Origin of the sequence: Streptococcus australis, from assembly GCF_015553625.1 — a bacterium.
GTDB lineage: Bacteria > Bacillota > Bacilli > Lactobacillales > Streptococcaceae > Streptococcus > Streptococcus australis_B.
The window spans coordinates 1-13,620 of sequence record NZ_JADNGY010000005.1 but is presented as its reverse complement, the minus strand read 5'-3'; the positions used below and the strand labels follow the sequence as shown (position 1 = coordinate 13,620).

At 41.0% G+C, this 13,620-nt stretch carries 18 protein-coding genes; 2 read left to right on the top strand and 16 right to left on the bottom strand.

The genetic code is table 11. From position 1 onward, the window contains the following. Positions 1-113: 113 nt before the first annotated feature. From I2D56_RS05355 to I2D56_RS05295, 13 genes are all read right to left on the bottom strand, one after another. On the bottom strand, positions 114-809 hold the full coding sequence (locus I2D56_RS05355; RefSeq protein ID WP_195348137.1) for an SMI1/KNR4 family protein: 696 nt from the start codon (positions 807-809) through the stop codon (positions 114-116). A 25-nt stretch (positions 810-834) separates the two neighbouring features. Continuing rightward, positions 835-1,398: a hypothetical protein gene (locus I2D56_RS05350; protein ID WP_195348136.1), complete on the bottom strand. Its 564-nt coding sequence runs from the start codon at positions 1,396-1,398 to the stop codon at positions 835-837. A 54-nt stretch (positions 1,399-1,452) separates the two neighbouring features. Beyond that, complete coding sequence (locus tag I2D56_RS05345; protein ID WP_195348196.1) at positions 1,453-1,737, bottom strand: hypothetical protein; 285 nt, start codon at positions 1,735-1,737, stop codon at positions 1,453-1,455. A 101-nt stretch (positions 1,738-1,838) separates the two neighbouring features. After that, positions 1,839-2,180, bottom strand: coding sequence for a hypothetical protein (locus I2D56_RS05340; RefSeq protein WP_229050187.1), 342 nt, complete (start codon positions 2,178-2,180; stop codon positions 1,839-1,841). 13 nt (positions 2,181-2,193) lie between these two features. Continuing rightward, on the bottom strand, positions 2,194-2,907 hold the full coding sequence (locus tag I2D56_RS05335; protein WP_195348135.1) for a hypothetical protein: 714 nt from the start codon (positions 2,905-2,907) through the stop codon (positions 2,194-2,196). Positions 2,908-3,013: 106 nt separating this feature from the next. Continuing rightward, on the bottom strand, positions 3,014-3,640 hold the full coding sequence (locus I2D56_RS05330; RefSeq protein ID WP_195348134.1) for a hypothetical protein: 627 nt from the start codon (positions 3,638-3,640) through the stop codon (positions 3,014-3,016). 11 nt (positions 3,641-3,651) lie between these two features. Further along, a complete protein-coding gene (locus I2D56_RS05325; RefSeq protein ID WP_195348133.1) occupies positions 3,652-3,909 on the bottom strand; it encodes a hypothetical protein in 258 nt (85 codons plus the stop codon). 137 nt (positions 3,910-4,046) lie between these two features. Continuing rightward, positions 4,047-4,607, bottom strand: a complete 561-nt coding sequence (locus I2D56_RS05320; protein ID WP_195348132.1) for an SUKH-4 family immunity protein — start codon at positions 4,605-4,607, stop codon at positions 4,047-4,049. Between the two features lie 52 nt (positions 4,608-4,659). Then, positions 4,660-4,998: a DUF7716 domain-containing protein gene (locus I2D56_RS05315; RefSeq protein WP_023026507.1), complete on the bottom strand. Its 339-nt coding sequence runs from the start codon at positions 4,996-4,998 to the stop codon at positions 4,660-4,662. Positions 4,999-5,174: 176 nt separating this feature from the next. After that, positions 5,175-5,873 carry a 3-oxoacyl-ACP reductase gene (locus I2D56_RS05310; RefSeq protein ID WP_195348131.1) on the bottom strand — a complete coding sequence of 233 codons (699 nt, stop codon included), beginning with the start codon at positions 5,871-5,873 and terminating at the stop codon, positions 5,175-5,177. Further along, positions 5,866-6,102, bottom strand: a complete 237-nt coding sequence (locus I2D56_RS05305; RefSeq protein ID WP_000141913.1) for a DUF2829 domain-containing protein — start codon at positions 6,100-6,102, stop codon at positions 5,866-5,868. Before I2D56_RS05305 ends, I2D56_RS05310 begins: the two co-directional genes overlap by 8 nt. Positions 6,103-6,202: 100 nt before the next feature. Beyond that, positions 6,203-7,033: a hypothetical protein gene (locus tag I2D56_RS05300; protein ID WP_195348130.1), complete on the bottom strand. Its 831-nt coding sequence runs from the start codon at positions 7,031-7,033 to the stop codon at positions 6,203-6,205. Next, positions 7,030-7,359: a PadR family transcriptional regulator gene (locus I2D56_RS05295; protein ID WP_195348129.1), complete on the bottom strand. Its 330-nt coding sequence runs from the start codon at positions 7,357-7,359 to the stop codon at positions 7,030-7,032. The genes I2D56_RS05300 and I2D56_RS05295 overlap by 4 nt, the downstream gene beginning before the upstream one ends. Before the next feature lie 235 nt (positions 7,360-7,594). Between I2D56_RS05295 and I2D56_RS05290 the strand changes: the two genes are divergently transcribed. Then, positions 7,595-9,559, top strand: coding sequence for a peptide ABC transporter substrate-binding protein (locus I2D56_RS05290; protein ID WP_195348128.1), 1,965 nt, complete (start codon positions 7,595-7,597; stop codon positions 9,557-9,559). 109 nt (positions 9,560-9,668) lie between these two features. On the opposite strand, the gene I2D56_RS05285 is transcribed toward I2D56_RS05290, so the two are convergent. The 3 genes from I2D56_RS05285 to I2D56_RS05275 form a co-directional block, all read right to left on the bottom strand. After that, positions 9,669-11,672: an FtsX-like permease family protein gene (locus I2D56_RS05285; RefSeq protein ID WP_195348127.1), complete on the bottom strand. Its 2,004-nt coding sequence runs from the start codon at positions 11,670-11,672 to the stop codon at positions 9,669-9,671. Continuing rightward, positions 11,665-12,432 carry an ABC transporter ATP-binding protein gene (locus I2D56_RS05280; RefSeq protein WP_195348126.1) on the bottom strand — a complete coding sequence of 256 codons (768 nt, stop codon included), beginning with the start codon at positions 12,430-12,432 and terminating at the stop codon, positions 11,665-11,667. Before I2D56_RS05280 ends, I2D56_RS05285 begins: the two co-directional genes overlap by 8 nt. Positions 12,433-12,608: 176 nt before the next feature. Continuing rightward, positions 12,609-12,866, bottom strand: coding sequence for a SemiSWEET family transporter (locus I2D56_RS05275; RefSeq protein ID WP_048789737.1), 258 nt, complete (start codon positions 12,864-12,866; stop codon positions 12,609-12,611). Positions 12,867-13,152: 286 nt separating this feature from the next. Here I2D56_RS05275 and I2D56_RS05270 point away from each other — a divergent pair, with 286 nt between their 5' ends. Then, positions 13,153-13,416, top strand: coding sequence for a SemiSWEET family transporter (locus I2D56_RS05270; protein ID WP_003006096.1), 264 nt, complete (start codon positions 13,153-13,155; stop codon positions 13,414-13,416). The last annotated feature ends 204 nt before the right edge of the window (positions 13,417-13,620 follow it).

Sequence of the window (13,620 nt, the reverse complement as noted above, 5' to 3'; positions counted from 1 at the left end):
TATCTATTTTTACAATGACACTTTTACAAGAAGACTACAGCACCGCTTGTCGCAAAAACTAAAATCGTGAATTTTAAGACTATTCTTTTCTATATAAACTTTATCCTGCTTGCTCAATCTCGATCAAAGATAACCTTGACTCTAGCTCTACCCAAAGCGTCTAGATATTGCTCCAGTTTCGTAATCGACTCCTCCGAATCAGATAATTGAACAAGCAAATCCCCATTGATAGTCATGACATCCTTTGTCGGTAAAAGCATGAGATTCTCAACGCTTGGATCATTCACAATCATTAAGGAAGGGGAATAAATACAGCTTGTGGAGAGGTCTAGATTTCCAAATCGCTCCCTAGCAGACACAAAAATAGATTCCATCCCACCTTGGGCTTTCAGAATAAATTCCCTCTCGAAAAATGCTTCAAAACTGTCGTAAATCTCGATGACATCCATAGTAATCCCATCTAAATAATAAACTTGATGACTTTGAATGTTCCCATCCTTCAATCTATAAGCGAATTGATCTCCAATAGCAGACATACCAAAAAAATAGTAGTCTGATGCATAATCTCTCCAGACATCTTTCCATAGCCTATCCGAATTCCAAGAGTCCAGCGTGATGGCTTGAGCAGAATCTGTCCCAAACAAACGATAATAACCACCATAAAAATCCAAGCCGTTGGTTATGGAGAGCAAATCCAGGTGAGCTTGCGGAAACTGTTTGGCTTTGAGTTTTTCTAGCTCAAGAGCTGAGACCCCACTTTCTTGTATGACCAGATCCTCACAACATTTTAAAAAATTCTTCATTTCCATTTGCTTCTCATCTCTCTATTTGGCTTTAACCCAGCATAAATGCTATAAAATCATTTAGATAGTCTTCAGGAAGTTGCTCCTCGATAATATCCATAATTCCCTCCAAGAATCCCTCTTTGTAGTCCAATACATCCTCATCAATATAGATATTGTTCTCAAACTTGGTGATTTCTAGCTTTTTCATCTGACTATAGGTAGACAAGAAAGTAGATAAAGAGGGGCTTAAGCTATAGAGCTTAGAATTTCCAGGAATCTTGCCAAATACAGGACTAAGCTCGCTAGTTAGATCACAAAAGATTGGCTCATCGCCCATCATGTGGGCAAAAATCACATAACTATCTTTCCAGCTAGAATCCTGCCATCCTTCTGATGCAGCTTCACATAGAGGGAGAGGAATTAGAGCAAGATCATAGGGAGCTCCTCTAAAATAAGCTTCTTCATCAAAGTCTAAATGCTGGTAGAACTCTTTCAATTGACCAGACAAATCTGGCTTTTCGACATGGAGACAGTCACTAGTAAATACAAGCTCTCCTAAGCCCTTATTTCTATGATAGACTTCTACGAATTCCTTCAACAAATTGAGCATCATTATTGGACTCCTCTCACATTTTTGGGATTATATTTGGCTAATTTCAAATGACGATTACGCATCATTCTGACCGCTAGCGACAGCCTGAGTCCAAATTCGTTCAAATTCCTCTTGACTAATCTTGATGGAGTCTGATAGATCCAACTCATCTTTTCGACCATCATAGAGTAGAAACCCTACTTCTGGAACATAATCCTGTAGGCAAGAGGAAGCATAAGAGTGCCCATTCAAAACGTTAATTTGTCGACTTGCACGCTGACCAGTAAACTCTGTATAAATAACTCCTAGGCCTGACATAAACTCACTATTGCCATAATAATAATATTCTTTTTCACTCATTAGAACCACCTTTACCATTTGTCTCTCCAAGACTCTCACTTCTACTTTATCCTCCGCTAAATGGAGATCCAATACTTTTTCCTGGTCTTGAAAGAAAAGTGTCAGGTCTCTGGTAGAAAATTCAGTAGAATAAGAGGGCAAAAGTCATCCAAAGACTCCATTTGAAACAAGACATAAACTGGTAAAAACTCCCAAAAAACTAGGATAAACTGACTACTATTGTCAACTAGACTTTGAATTGACCTACTTAGATCTTTAGTAGTAAGATTGGCAGAAAACTCATAAAGGCAAGGAATCGGAGAGTCGATAGGATTCAACTCCCCAGCATACCAATCAATTTCTTTAGGTTTATCGGTCAGAAAATGAACATCCTTTATTCCCTTCAAACTCTTGATTCGTCTTTCAACTTTTAATAAGGATAATTTCTTTTTTAAGTTACTCATTATTCTTGCTCCATCATTTTAAAACAGAAATTCTGCTCACAACCTCATTCTGTTTATCCAACAGATAAAGGAAGTCCCCTTTTGTTTCCAGTTTACCAAGCTTAGCCCCATAGTCCATCTCGTGAGCAGGGCAGGATTGAATCAACTGACGGATGCTCTTGTCCTTGTGCTCTATCTTCCAAAACAACTCCACCTTATCCAGCTGATGCTCCACTTGAATGGAATAGGTCGTGGATTGGATCTTCTTCCTTTTCCACTCCCAGCTATTTTCATAATCGTTTTTCTCTATTTCATTGACTACATCCTCTATCAAAGAGCAGGGAATAGAGAGCTCCTGAAACACGCTCTTTACCCCTTTTAGCAAGGCTTCTAAGAGCAGCTTTTTCTGTTCCAATGGACACAAAGTTTCATAGCTAGAAAAATCAAATGGGACCTGGACAGTATAGACACCAAGTAGGTTCATGATAGCTGGATTGCTAATCGTATCTACACATTCTACGATGATTTTCCAACAATCCTTGGTCACAACTGGTTTGAAGAGGCGCTCTACCATAGAGGTCATACATTTGGATTCATATACGAACGCTCTTCGCAGGTCTTTCCAATTCTGTCGATAATCCTTAATTCTAGCTTCCTCGTAAGTTAGCGCAGATGAGTCCATCAGCTCCTCAATCCTCTGTTGATTTTCCACATAGGGCTTATCTAATTCAAAATACTGTAACTTCATATTCGTGGTCTCATAGTTTTTTTCTTGTAGAAAGGTCTAGCCTTAGGTCAAGGTCTAATGTTTGTGCTCTTTTAAATAAGTAATAGTTTTTTCCTTTAAATAGACTTTAAAAGAGACTAATCCTCCTGCCGTCCTTTCCTTTTGTAACGTCATTGATTAAGTCCTTGACGGTAGATATATCGAACTGACGGGAAAAGTCTACAATTTTCTCTCGATTTTTCTCAGAAAATAAATAAGATGCAGCTAAAATAAATAAAAATGGATTTATGACTTGACCAATATGCTCAAGGTATTTAGGCTGAGTCACATAAGACATAATTTTGTTAAAATCGTCATCTTTCAGCACAATCTTTCTCTGATATATCGCTGCACAGGCACCTGCAGCTTGAGATGAGTTATTCGATTCCAAGGACTCATAAACAAAAGACAAATTCTCTGTTTCTAAATTTTCTAGATAAGCAATCGCTACCGCTAGAGAGCGATAGGTTACAGGGGTTGGAATATCTCTCAGCAGCAATGACTTGAGATAGGGGACTTCTTCTGTACAATCCGTTGCGGCTATGGCGTAGAGTAAGTACATTTGTGATTCCCATGATTTAGGTTTTTCCATCTCGCCTTCCAAGGCTTGATGTAAAAATGGTCCATATCCTTTTAGTCTGCCCTTTAAAATTTTTTTCGCAGCTTTTTTTACCAAGGGCGTACGTCCTGAAGTTAACTCATCTACATAGTCCATCTCAAACTCCTTTATTTCATTTGCTTGTCCAGTTTTTCTTCCAATATTCTGTTATAAACTATACTTCCGACACAGGCTTCCCAGTCCAGATCGTCAACTTCTTCCCTAGAAAAAATCTTAGGTTCGCGCCTACCATCTAGCCAGACCTTCCCAAAGTGAAGACCATTTGGATCTCCCCACTTAAAGGCTAAATCCTTAAAAGGGATTGGATCAAAATCCGCTTGGTGACCAATTATCTGCCAAGACCATACTGGACTTCGATCAAACAAGGTGTAAGAATCTACAATGATGGGCTTACCTATAAATTGAGCACGATTTAGCTCCTCAACTGTTATAGTAGGACTTGCTTGAAAGATATCGAAAAATCTGGGGCAATTTTTTCTCCATGATTAATTTAATTCTATTCCTACTGCTCTTTATTTATGATATGAAAGAGATCATCTCTTAGAACAGTTCCATCGTCTTCTATCAAATAAGCCATATGCTCCCAGAAGGACAATTCTTGTTCAAGAGGTTCTTCCAAGGCAAGTATTTGATCCTTCAAGTTTGCTGCAATCTCTTCGACTTCATCTTGCTCAATCTCATAAAACTTTGCTTTCAAAAGAAAGATGTCTGATAGAAAAAGTGAATAAGAGGAAACAAAAGCTTGCAAGGAAGAGTTGACATAAATCCTCGCTTCTTGAAAAACTTCCCTTCCTTCTTGATTGCAAAGTAAGAAGACTTGCTCCCCTTCTCCTATTACAAAGGCACCTAAAAAACACTGACCAAAAAGCCTATAGACCTCTTGCTTTCTCCTAAGTTCGACTAGTTCGTTAGCTACTTTGACAAAAGAGAATCCCATTTTCGGATAATCCTCTAAATAAGCCAAAAGGTTAAAACGGGCCTCATCCAAACTAAATGGTTTCTCATCTGTAGGCACCGCACAAAAGCCAAGCTCCTTCACTAATTCATCGATATTGACTGTCATTTTTCTCCTTATCACTATCAGTCATTGAATACCATTTCTCTAATCGGCCTAGCTAATCTTCAAATGGCATAAAGCTATCATGCTGCTGATAATAATTAAAAGCCTCGACCAAGTCATTGTGACTAGCATTTGGTTTTTCCTCAAGTGCGACTGCAAGAACATCAATCAACTGCTCTCCATAGTAGACTAGCTGCAGATCTTGCTCCGTCACTTCTGTCGGGTAGACATCACGGTCTTCCACGACATCCGGATAATCGGATACCCAATAGAGCCTAGCTAGTGCCAGTTCTCCATCCTCCTTGCCATAGAGGCAAAAATCATCTGATACTAATTGATCTACGCGCACCTGCTCAATTATCTGCTCTAGTGAAAGTTCTTGGTGTTTTCGCATCCCGTCTCCTTTTGAGTCTCTCTTCCCAAAGGCTTTTTTTATTTGACCTCCATATTACAGGTCCCTTTTAGGCTATCATACCATAAGATTTCCTTTCCATAAAGCTAAAATAGAAAATGAGTCCAGCTGTTCAACTAGACTCATTTCATTCTTATCTTTTATGCTTATCTCAGCCCTTACTTCAAACTCCAGCCACCATCAATGGTCAGGATTTGCCCCTGCATGGCAGAGGCCTTCCCACTGGCCAAAAAGAGGCTGACTTCTGCCACTTCTTCTGGCTCTATCCAGCGTTTAATAGGGGTCTCACTAGCCACCCAGTCTGCTAGGCCTCCTGGTTCAAAGTCCGCTGCGGTCATGCCTGTTTTGACAGCACCTGGTGCAATGCCAAAGACTTGAATACCAGCTTCTGCATAATCTAGGGCCAACTGCTTGGTAAAGCCCGCTAGGGCATGCTTGGAGGAGGTATAAGCGTGACCGCCTCCACCCGCTAGGCTAGATGCAATGGAGCACATATTGATGATGATCCCTTGCTTCTTCTCCAACATTTGAGTCAGATAATGCCTTGTCAACTCTACCGGAGTCACATAGTTGATCTCAAAGATCTCCTGAATCTCCTGAGCGCTTTGCTCAAGAAGTGGTTTGTAGTCATCCAAAACGCCGGCCGTATTGCACAAGACGTCGACCTCAGGACACCAGTCAAAAATCGGCGTCAAATCCAAGGTCAAGTCCCGCTGCAAGAAGTGAAACTCACCTGGCAACTGGGGATCAGCTCCCTGGTCCACCCCATAGACCTGGTAGCCCTTTTCTAGAAAGAGATGGGCTTGAGCCAGACCAATCCCGGAGCTCACGCCTGTAATAAGGACACGTTTAGTCATGAACTTCCACCCAATCTGTCGCTAAGACATCACAAGGAGTTGGACTCCACATGGAAAATCCTTCGCCTTCACCAGAAACGTTAATGAGAAAATAAGGCGTCACTTCCAGAGCCACTCCATTTTGCTCGATGGTATCAAAAAGCTGAACATAGTTCTCTGCTCCACCCCAACCCGTACGGACATATTTCTTTTTTGCCTTTAGTCCCGGCAAGATTTCTTCAAATGTCATCATCTTCTCCTTTGATTTATAGTCCCTTTCATTATAACAAAAATCAAGCTTGCTCGTTGTTTTTCAACAGAAAAAGGGGAGTTTCCTCCCCCTTTTCACTCTATTCACCATTTTCTGTCTTGTTCTTTTTCAAGGCGCGAATCGTGAACCAATAGTAAATCATCAATCCTATAACAATGATTACCGTAGGCAGAATGATAGTCATGGTAGAATTCTGAATTCCTTGCGCCAAGGTCCAGCGATGCAAGAATCCCACTACTAAGAAGGACAGAATAGGAAAGATGAAGGCACGAGCAAACTCTTCTTTCCATTGCCACAGGATAAGACCTGCAGAAGCCCCTGTCATCAGGAAAGTATCCCATGGATTCGGTACCGTCAACCAGGCAAAAGCTGGCAAGAAACGGACCCCAACTATTTCACTGATAAAATAGATCCCCAGAACGAGAACGACTGCTACATAGATTGCTTTTTTTGACTTCTCTTCTGCAAAAATGAGGCGACGAAGGAGATAGAATAGCAACCCAACGGCTAAAAGTCCTAAAATACTATCCGTTAGATAGACGAGGGGCTTGAGAACCAGGACTGCTTGCGAAGCAAAATCACTTAAGAGGCGATAAAAAATCACAATTCCTGAGACGATTGCACCATATTTTAGAACAGATCGCGTGGATTCTTTAGGCATGTTCTCTATGATTTGGTCTGCCATTCCCTTAGGATCCTGTCCAAAATAGTCCTTGGCCGTCCATCCATCTCCACTTGCTTGCGAAAAATCCAGCGCTAGATTATAGACCTGCTCTTTTAAAGCCTTCTCCTCATATAAGAAGCCGGCGAAATTAAAATAATCCCAGATATCTTGGAAGTAAGCTTGGTCCTCCTGGCTAAAGGTTTCAACCAAAGCCTGCGTTTCTTCATAATAAATAGCTGATGTCATATTGCTTCCCCCTCCTTTTTCACGCGTTCTACTTTAATGACCAGATCCTGCCACTGGTTCCAAAATTCCTCTAGGCGCTCTCTTCCTTCCATGGTTAGAGAGAAATATTTGCGATCAGGTCCATCCGGAGAGGGCCTCATCTCTCCTACGATGACTCCTTGCTTCTCTAGCTTCTGAAGCAAGGGATAAACGGTCCCCGCAACGATCTTATCGAAGCCGGTTTCCTTGAGACTTTGGATCAATTCATAGCCATAAATAGATTTTTTTGAAATAATTTCTAAAACACAACCTTCCAGGACACCCTTGAGCAATTGCGACTCTTTCATTCTGCTCCCCCATTCTATACCGCCTCTTTTCGGCTAGTTTGTTTTACATACTAGTACTTTCATTGTTAGTATACTCCTCCTTAGCTAGTTTGTAAAGCATAATAGTTAAAAATACTGCATGAAACTCGATAAATACGAACATTATGACTAAATATACAATTAATTTCAAATAAAATTTGCTTTTTATAAAAAAAGGTGTATAATAATACAAAATCTTTATTAAAGGAGATAAGTGATGAAAAAATCTAAACTAGCTTTCCTAGCAGGTGTCACGGTTGCTTCAGCCCTGTTCCTTGCTTCTTGTGGATCATCTGCAAAGTCTTCTCAGACAAACACTTTTTCATACGTGTATAGCACTGATCCAGACTCTTTGAACTACCTCCTTTCAAACCGTTCAACAACAAGTGATGTCACAACTAACTTAGTAGATGGACTTTTTGAAAACGACCAATACGGTAACTTGGTCCCTGCTCTAGCAGAAGATTGGTCTGTTTCTAAGGATGGATTGACTTATACTTACAAACTTCGTAAAGATGCAAAATGGTATGACTCAGAAGGGAACGAATATGCAGACGTCACTGCACAGGACTTCGTCACTTCTCTGAAATACGTAGCAGACAACAAATCAGATGCCCTCTACTTGGTTCAAAACTCAGTAGCCGGCCTGGATGACTATGTCACTGGTAAAAATACGGACTTCTCTAAAGTTGGAGTAAAAGCCGTTGACGACCATACCCTTCAATACACCTTGGCTCAACCTGAGTCTTTCTGGAATTCTAAATTGACAACTTCGACCATGATGCCCGTCAATGAAAAATTCCTCAAGTCTGCAGGTAAAGACTTTGGTAGCGTCAAACCTTCTGGAATCCTCTACAACGGTCCTTACTACTTGAAATCCTTCACTTCAAAATCGTTAATGGAGTTCACTAAGAACGAGAACTACTACGACAAAGACAATGTGAAGATCGATGATATCAAATTGACCTACTTCGATGGTTCTGACCAAGACTACCTAGCTCGTAACTTCTCTGATGGAAACTTAACCACTGCGCGTCTCTTCCCAACGAGCTCAACCTTCAGTACCATTGAGAAAAAATTCAAGGACAATATCGTTTATTCACCGCAAGATGCGACTGTCTACTATGTCTACTTCAACGTAAACCGTCAAAACTACGGTCATACTGAGAAAACAACAGACGACCAGAAGAACCAAACCAAAACAGCTCTTCAAAACAAAAACTTCCGTCAAGCCATCAACTTTGCCCTTGATCGTACTTCTCTAAGTGCCCAATCAAACGGGAAAGATGGGGCTAGCAAAACCCTTCGTACGCTTCTTGTACCTCCAACATTTGTGCAAGTAGACAACAAAGACTTCGGTACTGTTGTTGAAGAAAAACTTGCTGCAACAGGAGATGATTGGAAGGATGTCAGCCTAGCTGATGCACAAGATAGCATGTTCAATGCGGACAAGGCTAAAGCACAATTTGCTAAAGCAAAAGAAGAGCTCCAAGCGCAAGGTGTCCAATTCCCAATCCACATCGACTATGTGGTTGACCAGTCTTCTGCTAGCATTGTGCAACAAGCTGATTCAATGAAAGACTCCATCGAAAAAACATTAGGAAAAGAAAATGTTGTCGTGGATGTTCAGAAATTGTCTACGGAAGATGCGGACAATGCAACCTACTTCGCTCAAAGTCCTGATCAAAAAGACTTTGATATGGATATCGCTGGTTGGGGACCTGACTTCCAAGATCCATCAACTTACTTGGATATCTTCAATCCAGTCGATGGTTCAGCCTTAGCAGGAATGGGAATCAATCCGGCAACTGACCAAGCCCTAATTGAAAAACTAGGTTTGAACGAGTACAAACAACTATTGGATGATGCCAATGCAGAACAATTGGATACCAAAACTCGTTACGAAAAATATGCTGTTGCTCAAGCTTGGTTGACAGACAATGCCTTTGCACTTCCTGTCTACTCTAAAGGTGCTGTTCCTTCTATCACGAAGATTAAACCATTTACAAAAGCATTCTCCTTGATTGGTATCAAAGACGGGGCTAGCTACTACAAGTACATGGAATTACAAAGTGATACAGTCACAACGGCTGACTACGACAAAGCTTATAAGAATTGGTTGAAAGAAAAAGAAGAAACCAATAAAAAAGCACAAGAAGAACTTGCAAAACACGTGAAATAATCACGATAAAAACACCGGGGATGTAATCCTCGGTGTTTTTGGTTGAAAAAAGTGTTCCAGTTAATTTCTTCTTCACCTATTTTCCTAAGAGCTTCCATCGTATCAAACGCTACCTCACGACAATCTTCCGATAACTTCTAGAAGTTAGAAGAAAGACGAGGACATAAGAGATGAAAAAGACAGCGCAGATAGAAAGAGTTGTTTGAAGAACCAAGCCCGCATTGGTCGCTCCTAAGATGGCTACGATCTTTGCGATCATCTTGTAGGCTACTCCTAGGTATAAGAAAGAGAAGAATAAAGGAAGGAAAAAGACGGTGAGAATCTGTTTGCGAATAGTGGTGCCGGTTTGCTTTTGGTCCAATCCTACTTGTTGCAAGATCACAAAATTATCTCGATCCTCATGACCCTCTGAAATCTGCTTGTAGTAAATCACGAGAACTGTAGCTAATAGAAAGATGACTGATAGGAAAATCCCGATAAAGAGGAGAGTCCCTGCTGTTTCACGCCACTCTTTCTCTATACTGTATCGATCAAATCCACCAAAATAAGTCGCACCATATTGACTCATTTTGTCTGTCGAATACAGCTCTTTGATCAAGCCAGAGATAAAATCTTGGTTATCTTTATTTTTAGCAGTAATAGAGAATTCCAAATTTTTATCAACTTTTAGTCCCAGTTGGTTCAAGTCAGGAAGAACCAGGTACAAACCCATTTGGTGTTGAAACAGGTCGGATTGAGGAATCTTTCCTTGGATAAAGTTGGAATCTAGTTTTTGTTTAATCGTGAAGGTCTTCCCATTGATTTCTAATTGCGAATCTAATTTTCCTGGATACTGATACCCATAGGCTAGGATTTCATTTTCTCCAAGCTCAACTTTTTGACCGGTCAGTTGTTCATAAGTCGCCTGATCAAAAAAGTAGACTGTTCCCTCTGTCTTCAACTCCTGACCAGTTGATGGAGTGGACTGGTCATTCACCTCTAAGCTCCTTCCATCAATCTTTCGAATTTCAGCCGACCAGTATGTTGTCTGTGCCACCTGATAATCGGACAGATTCGTCGCATCGGCTGTTTTCTTAATTTGAGCTTGAACATCCTTGATAACCGGTTCTGTCTCAGCATCTGAAGGCATATGCCCCACACTAATCATGTAATCCGAAGGGTAAACAGTATCTAGGTAATTCTGCCCTCCAATAAAGATATTGAGCGACCCGGTTAAGGTGACTAAGACCATGGTGGATAGAATACTAATCGTCGCAAGGCCCGCTGCATTTTTTCGCATCCGAGCTATTAAGTTGGAGACAGATATAAAATTCTCTGGCTTGTAATAATAGGATTTCCGACCTTTGAGAAATCTTAAGAAGGTAATCGAGCCTGCGTTGAATAAGAGATAAGTCGCTAGAATGACCAAGATGACGGCAATAAAGAATCCTTGGACAGCTGCAACTGGCCTCTCAACGGTTAGCGCTATATAAAAAGCAATTCCTAAGAGCCCTAGTCCTAACAGAGTTTGAACCAGCAAGAAGCGTCCCTTCTTCTCCCCCGCCTTTTTCTGTTGCATGAGGTGGAGGGAACTGTAGCGCAAGAGGCGGAAAGAATTCAACAAAAGAATGAGGCCAAAAGCTAAGGCTAACCCAAGTAAAGTGTTAAGAACAGCCTCTATCTGGAAGGTTGATTGAATGACGACTGGTAGCCCCATACATTTTAGGAGCAAGGCAAAAATCAAGCGATCAAACAAGAGTCCCAAGCCCAGTCCTACTCCAACTGTGAGAACATAGAAGGAGAGCAATTCCCATAAGGTCATGACGAGAAGGTGCTTCTTCTCCATTCCCAGTACACTGTACAGTCCCAGTTCTTTGGAACGATTTTTCATGACGTAGCCATTGGCATAAGCCACTAAAATGATGACGACTAATTGGACAACGAAACTACCAAAACCAAGAACAGTTCTCGCCGCTCCCCCTCCGTAAGAATCCTCTAAATGAGGGGTCGATGACAAGGCGATAAAACTATAAAGGATCATAGTCGTTAAAATAACAGCCAAGGCAAAGGGATAATAGAGCTTGCGATTTTGTTTGAGGTTGGAAAGAGCTAATTTACTTGTTAATTTAAACATCACGATCCTCCTTTCCCGCCATGACCGTCAAGGTATCTGAGATTTCTTGGAACATCTGACGCTCTGTTTTTTCCCCACGGAAAATCTGGTTGTAAAGAATCCCGTCCTTGATAAAGAGCACGCGCTTGGCCCGAGCTGCTGCTGCGGTTGAGTGGGTCACCATGAGAATAGTTTGCCCCATGCTATTGATGTCTTCAAAGACGTCGAGCAACGCAGCAGATGATTTGGAATCTAGCGCCCCTGTTGGCTCATCCGCAAGGAGGATTTCTGGCGAGGTGATGATAGCCCGTGCTACGGCTACCCGTTGTTTTTGCCCACCAGAGATTTCGTAGGGATATTTTTCAAGCAGTTGGTGGATGCCCAATTCCCGACTGACGCTATCGACCTTACTCATCATTTCCTTGACCGCTCTGCGAGAAAGGACCAGAGGGAGAAGGATATTGTCCTTGACAGACAAGGTATCAAGCAAATTGAAATCTTGAAAGACAAAGCCTAGTTTTTCCCTACGGAAGCTCGACGCGTCCTTGTTCTTGATGGTCGAGGTGTCCATGCCATTGAGGTAGACCCGTCCTTCGGTCGGCTGATCCAGCATGGCTAGGATATTGAGAAGGGTCGATTTACCGGATCCTGATTCCCCCATGATAGCGACATACTCCCCCTTCTCCACGGTAAAATGGATATCCTTTAAGGCTTCAACCTGAGTTCCTTGAAAGCGGGTTTTGTAAATTTTTTTCACATGTTGTACATCTAATAAGGCCATTTTCATTCTCCATTTCTATCCGGTTATATGATTGACATCCATAAAACTTTTTTACACCTCTATTGTAACGATTTGGAGAGAGATCTACAATAAGCTAACCTTTCATTTTGAGCCTGATTTCTTACATTTCTGTAAGGTATAAAAAAACTAGCTTCCTTGCGGGAGCTAGTTCCTTCTTATAAAGCTGTGATGGCTGTGATCAAACCAAAGATGATCCCTGGTGCATTGGCTGCAGCAAGTGGGATATCACGTTCTTTTTTAAAGAGTCCGTAATAGACCCAAAGGCTACAGTTGATAGCGGCAACTAAAGGTTGAACAAAGTTTCCTTTGTGACCTGAGAGGTTATCCATGATTTGTGGGAAGTAAGATACATACATCATGACAGACATAAAGGTCGCAACCCAACCAAGAATTTTCATTTGTTTATCATTCATTTTGAAACTACCATTTCCTTTTCTTTTTTAAAGTATGCACTATTCTAGCGCTTGCCCTCTTAAAATTCAAGTGCTTTTTTCAAATGTTACCGAACTGTAAAGTGTCACAATCTTGTGATTTTGCAGGAAGATGGATTTCTCTTCGAGAGAGTCTTCTCTCTAGTAATTATTTTAGACACTTTGTCTAATTTTTTTGCAAATATAATCATTTTCATCTTGAATAGCATGCAAATTAATTGCATTATCTTTCTATTTATGCTATTTTGATACACAGAGGTAAAATTTTATGAATAAACAAAAAATCAACCAAATCGTTGGCTCGATCGGTGCCTTTATTGGGATTATCGTTTTCATTGCCTACATCCCACAAATTATTGCCAATTTACAGGGACATAAGGCCCAACCTTTCCAACCCTTGTCAGCTGCTATTTCTTGCTTGATCTGGGTCATTTATGGTTGGACAAAGGAACCTAAAAAAGACTGGATTTTGATTATTCCGAATTCAGCAGGTGTCATCCTAGGAGGATTGACTTTCCTAACATCACTCTAAAAGAAATCGATAAAAAACCGAACTCTAGTGGTTCGGTTTTTTTGTATATCCCTTTGAAAAGCAAAAACAATCGCTGTCGGTTTTCGCACAAAAAGAGGCTGGGACAAAAGTCCTAGCCTCTCAATTATTTTTGGATTGTCGAGCAAGACGCAGTGGTTGAGTGGGCTCTACTACGCTGATTTCATCAGCTTTTACAGCCCTACT

Excerpts from the sequence above, each read along its gene's own strand:
- I2D56_RS05345 (WP_195348196.1), bottom strand. The coding sequence starts at position 1,737 with ATGAGTGAAAAAGAATATTATTATTATGGCAATAGTGAGTTTATGTCA.
- I2D56_RS05305 (WP_000141913.1), bottom strand. The coding sequence starts at position 6,102 with ATGACATTTGAAGAAATCTTGCCGGGACTAAAGGCAAAAAAGAAATAT.
- I2D56_RS05330 (WP_195348134.1), bottom strand. The coding sequence starts at position 3,640 with ATGGACTATGTAGATGAGTTAACTTCAGGACGTACGCCCTTGGTAAAA.
- I2D56_RS05355 (WP_195348137.1), bottom strand. The coding sequence starts at position 809 with ATGGAAATGAAGAATTTTTTAAAATGTTGTGAGGATCTGGTCATACAA.
- I2D56_RS05350 (WP_195348136.1), bottom strand. The coding sequence starts at position 1,398 with ATGATGCTCAATTTGTTGAAGGAATTCGTAGAAGTCTATCATAGAAAT.
- I2D56_RS05300 (WP_195348130.1), bottom strand. The coding sequence starts at position 7,033 with ATGACATCAGCTATTTATTATGAAGAAACGCAGGCTTTGGTTGAAACC.
- I2D56_RS05310 (WP_195348131.1), bottom strand. The coding sequence starts at position 5,873 with ATGACTAAACGTGTCCTTATTACAGGCGTGAGCTCCGGGATTGGTCTG.
- I2D56_RS05335 (WP_195348135.1), bottom strand. The coding sequence starts at position 2,907 with ATGAAGTTACAGTATTTTGAATTAGATAAGCCCTATGTGGAAAATCAA.
- I2D56_RS05320 (WP_195348132.1), bottom strand. The coding sequence starts at position 4,607 with ATGACAGTCAATATCGATGAATTAGTGAAGGAGCTTGGCTTTTGTGCG.
- I2D56_RS05285 (WP_195348127.1), bottom strand. The coding sequence starts at position 11,672 with ATGTTTAAATTAACAAGTAAATTAGCTCTTTCCAACCTCAAACAAAAT.
- I2D56_RS05295 (WP_195348129.1), bottom strand. The coding sequence starts at position 7,359 with ATGAAAGAGTCGCAATTGCTCAAGGGTGTCCTGGAAGGTTGTGTTTTA.
- I2D56_RS05270 (WP_003006096.1), top strand. The coding sequence starts at position 13,153 with ATGAATAAACAAAAAATCAACCAAATCGTTGGCTCGATCGGTGCCTTT.
- I2D56_RS05275 (WP_048789737.1), bottom strand. The coding sequence starts at position 12,866 with ATGAATGATAAACAAATGAAAATTCTTGGTTGGGTTGCGACCTTTATG.
- I2D56_RS05315 (WP_023026507.1), bottom strand. The coding sequence starts at position 4,998 with ATGCGAAAACACCAAGAACTTTCACTAGAGCAGATAATTGAGCAGGTG.
- I2D56_RS05340 (WP_229050187.1), bottom strand. The coding sequence starts at position 2,180 with ATGAGTAACTTAAAAAAGAAATTATCCTTATTAAAAGTTGAAAGACGA.
- I2D56_RS05280 (WP_195348126.1), bottom strand. The coding sequence starts at position 12,432 with ATGGCCTTATTAGATGTACAACATGTGAAAAAAATTTACAAAACCCGC.
- I2D56_RS05290 (WP_195348128.1), top strand. The coding sequence starts at position 7,595 with ATGAAAAAATCTAAACTAGCTTTCCTAGCAGGTGTCACGGTTGCTTCA.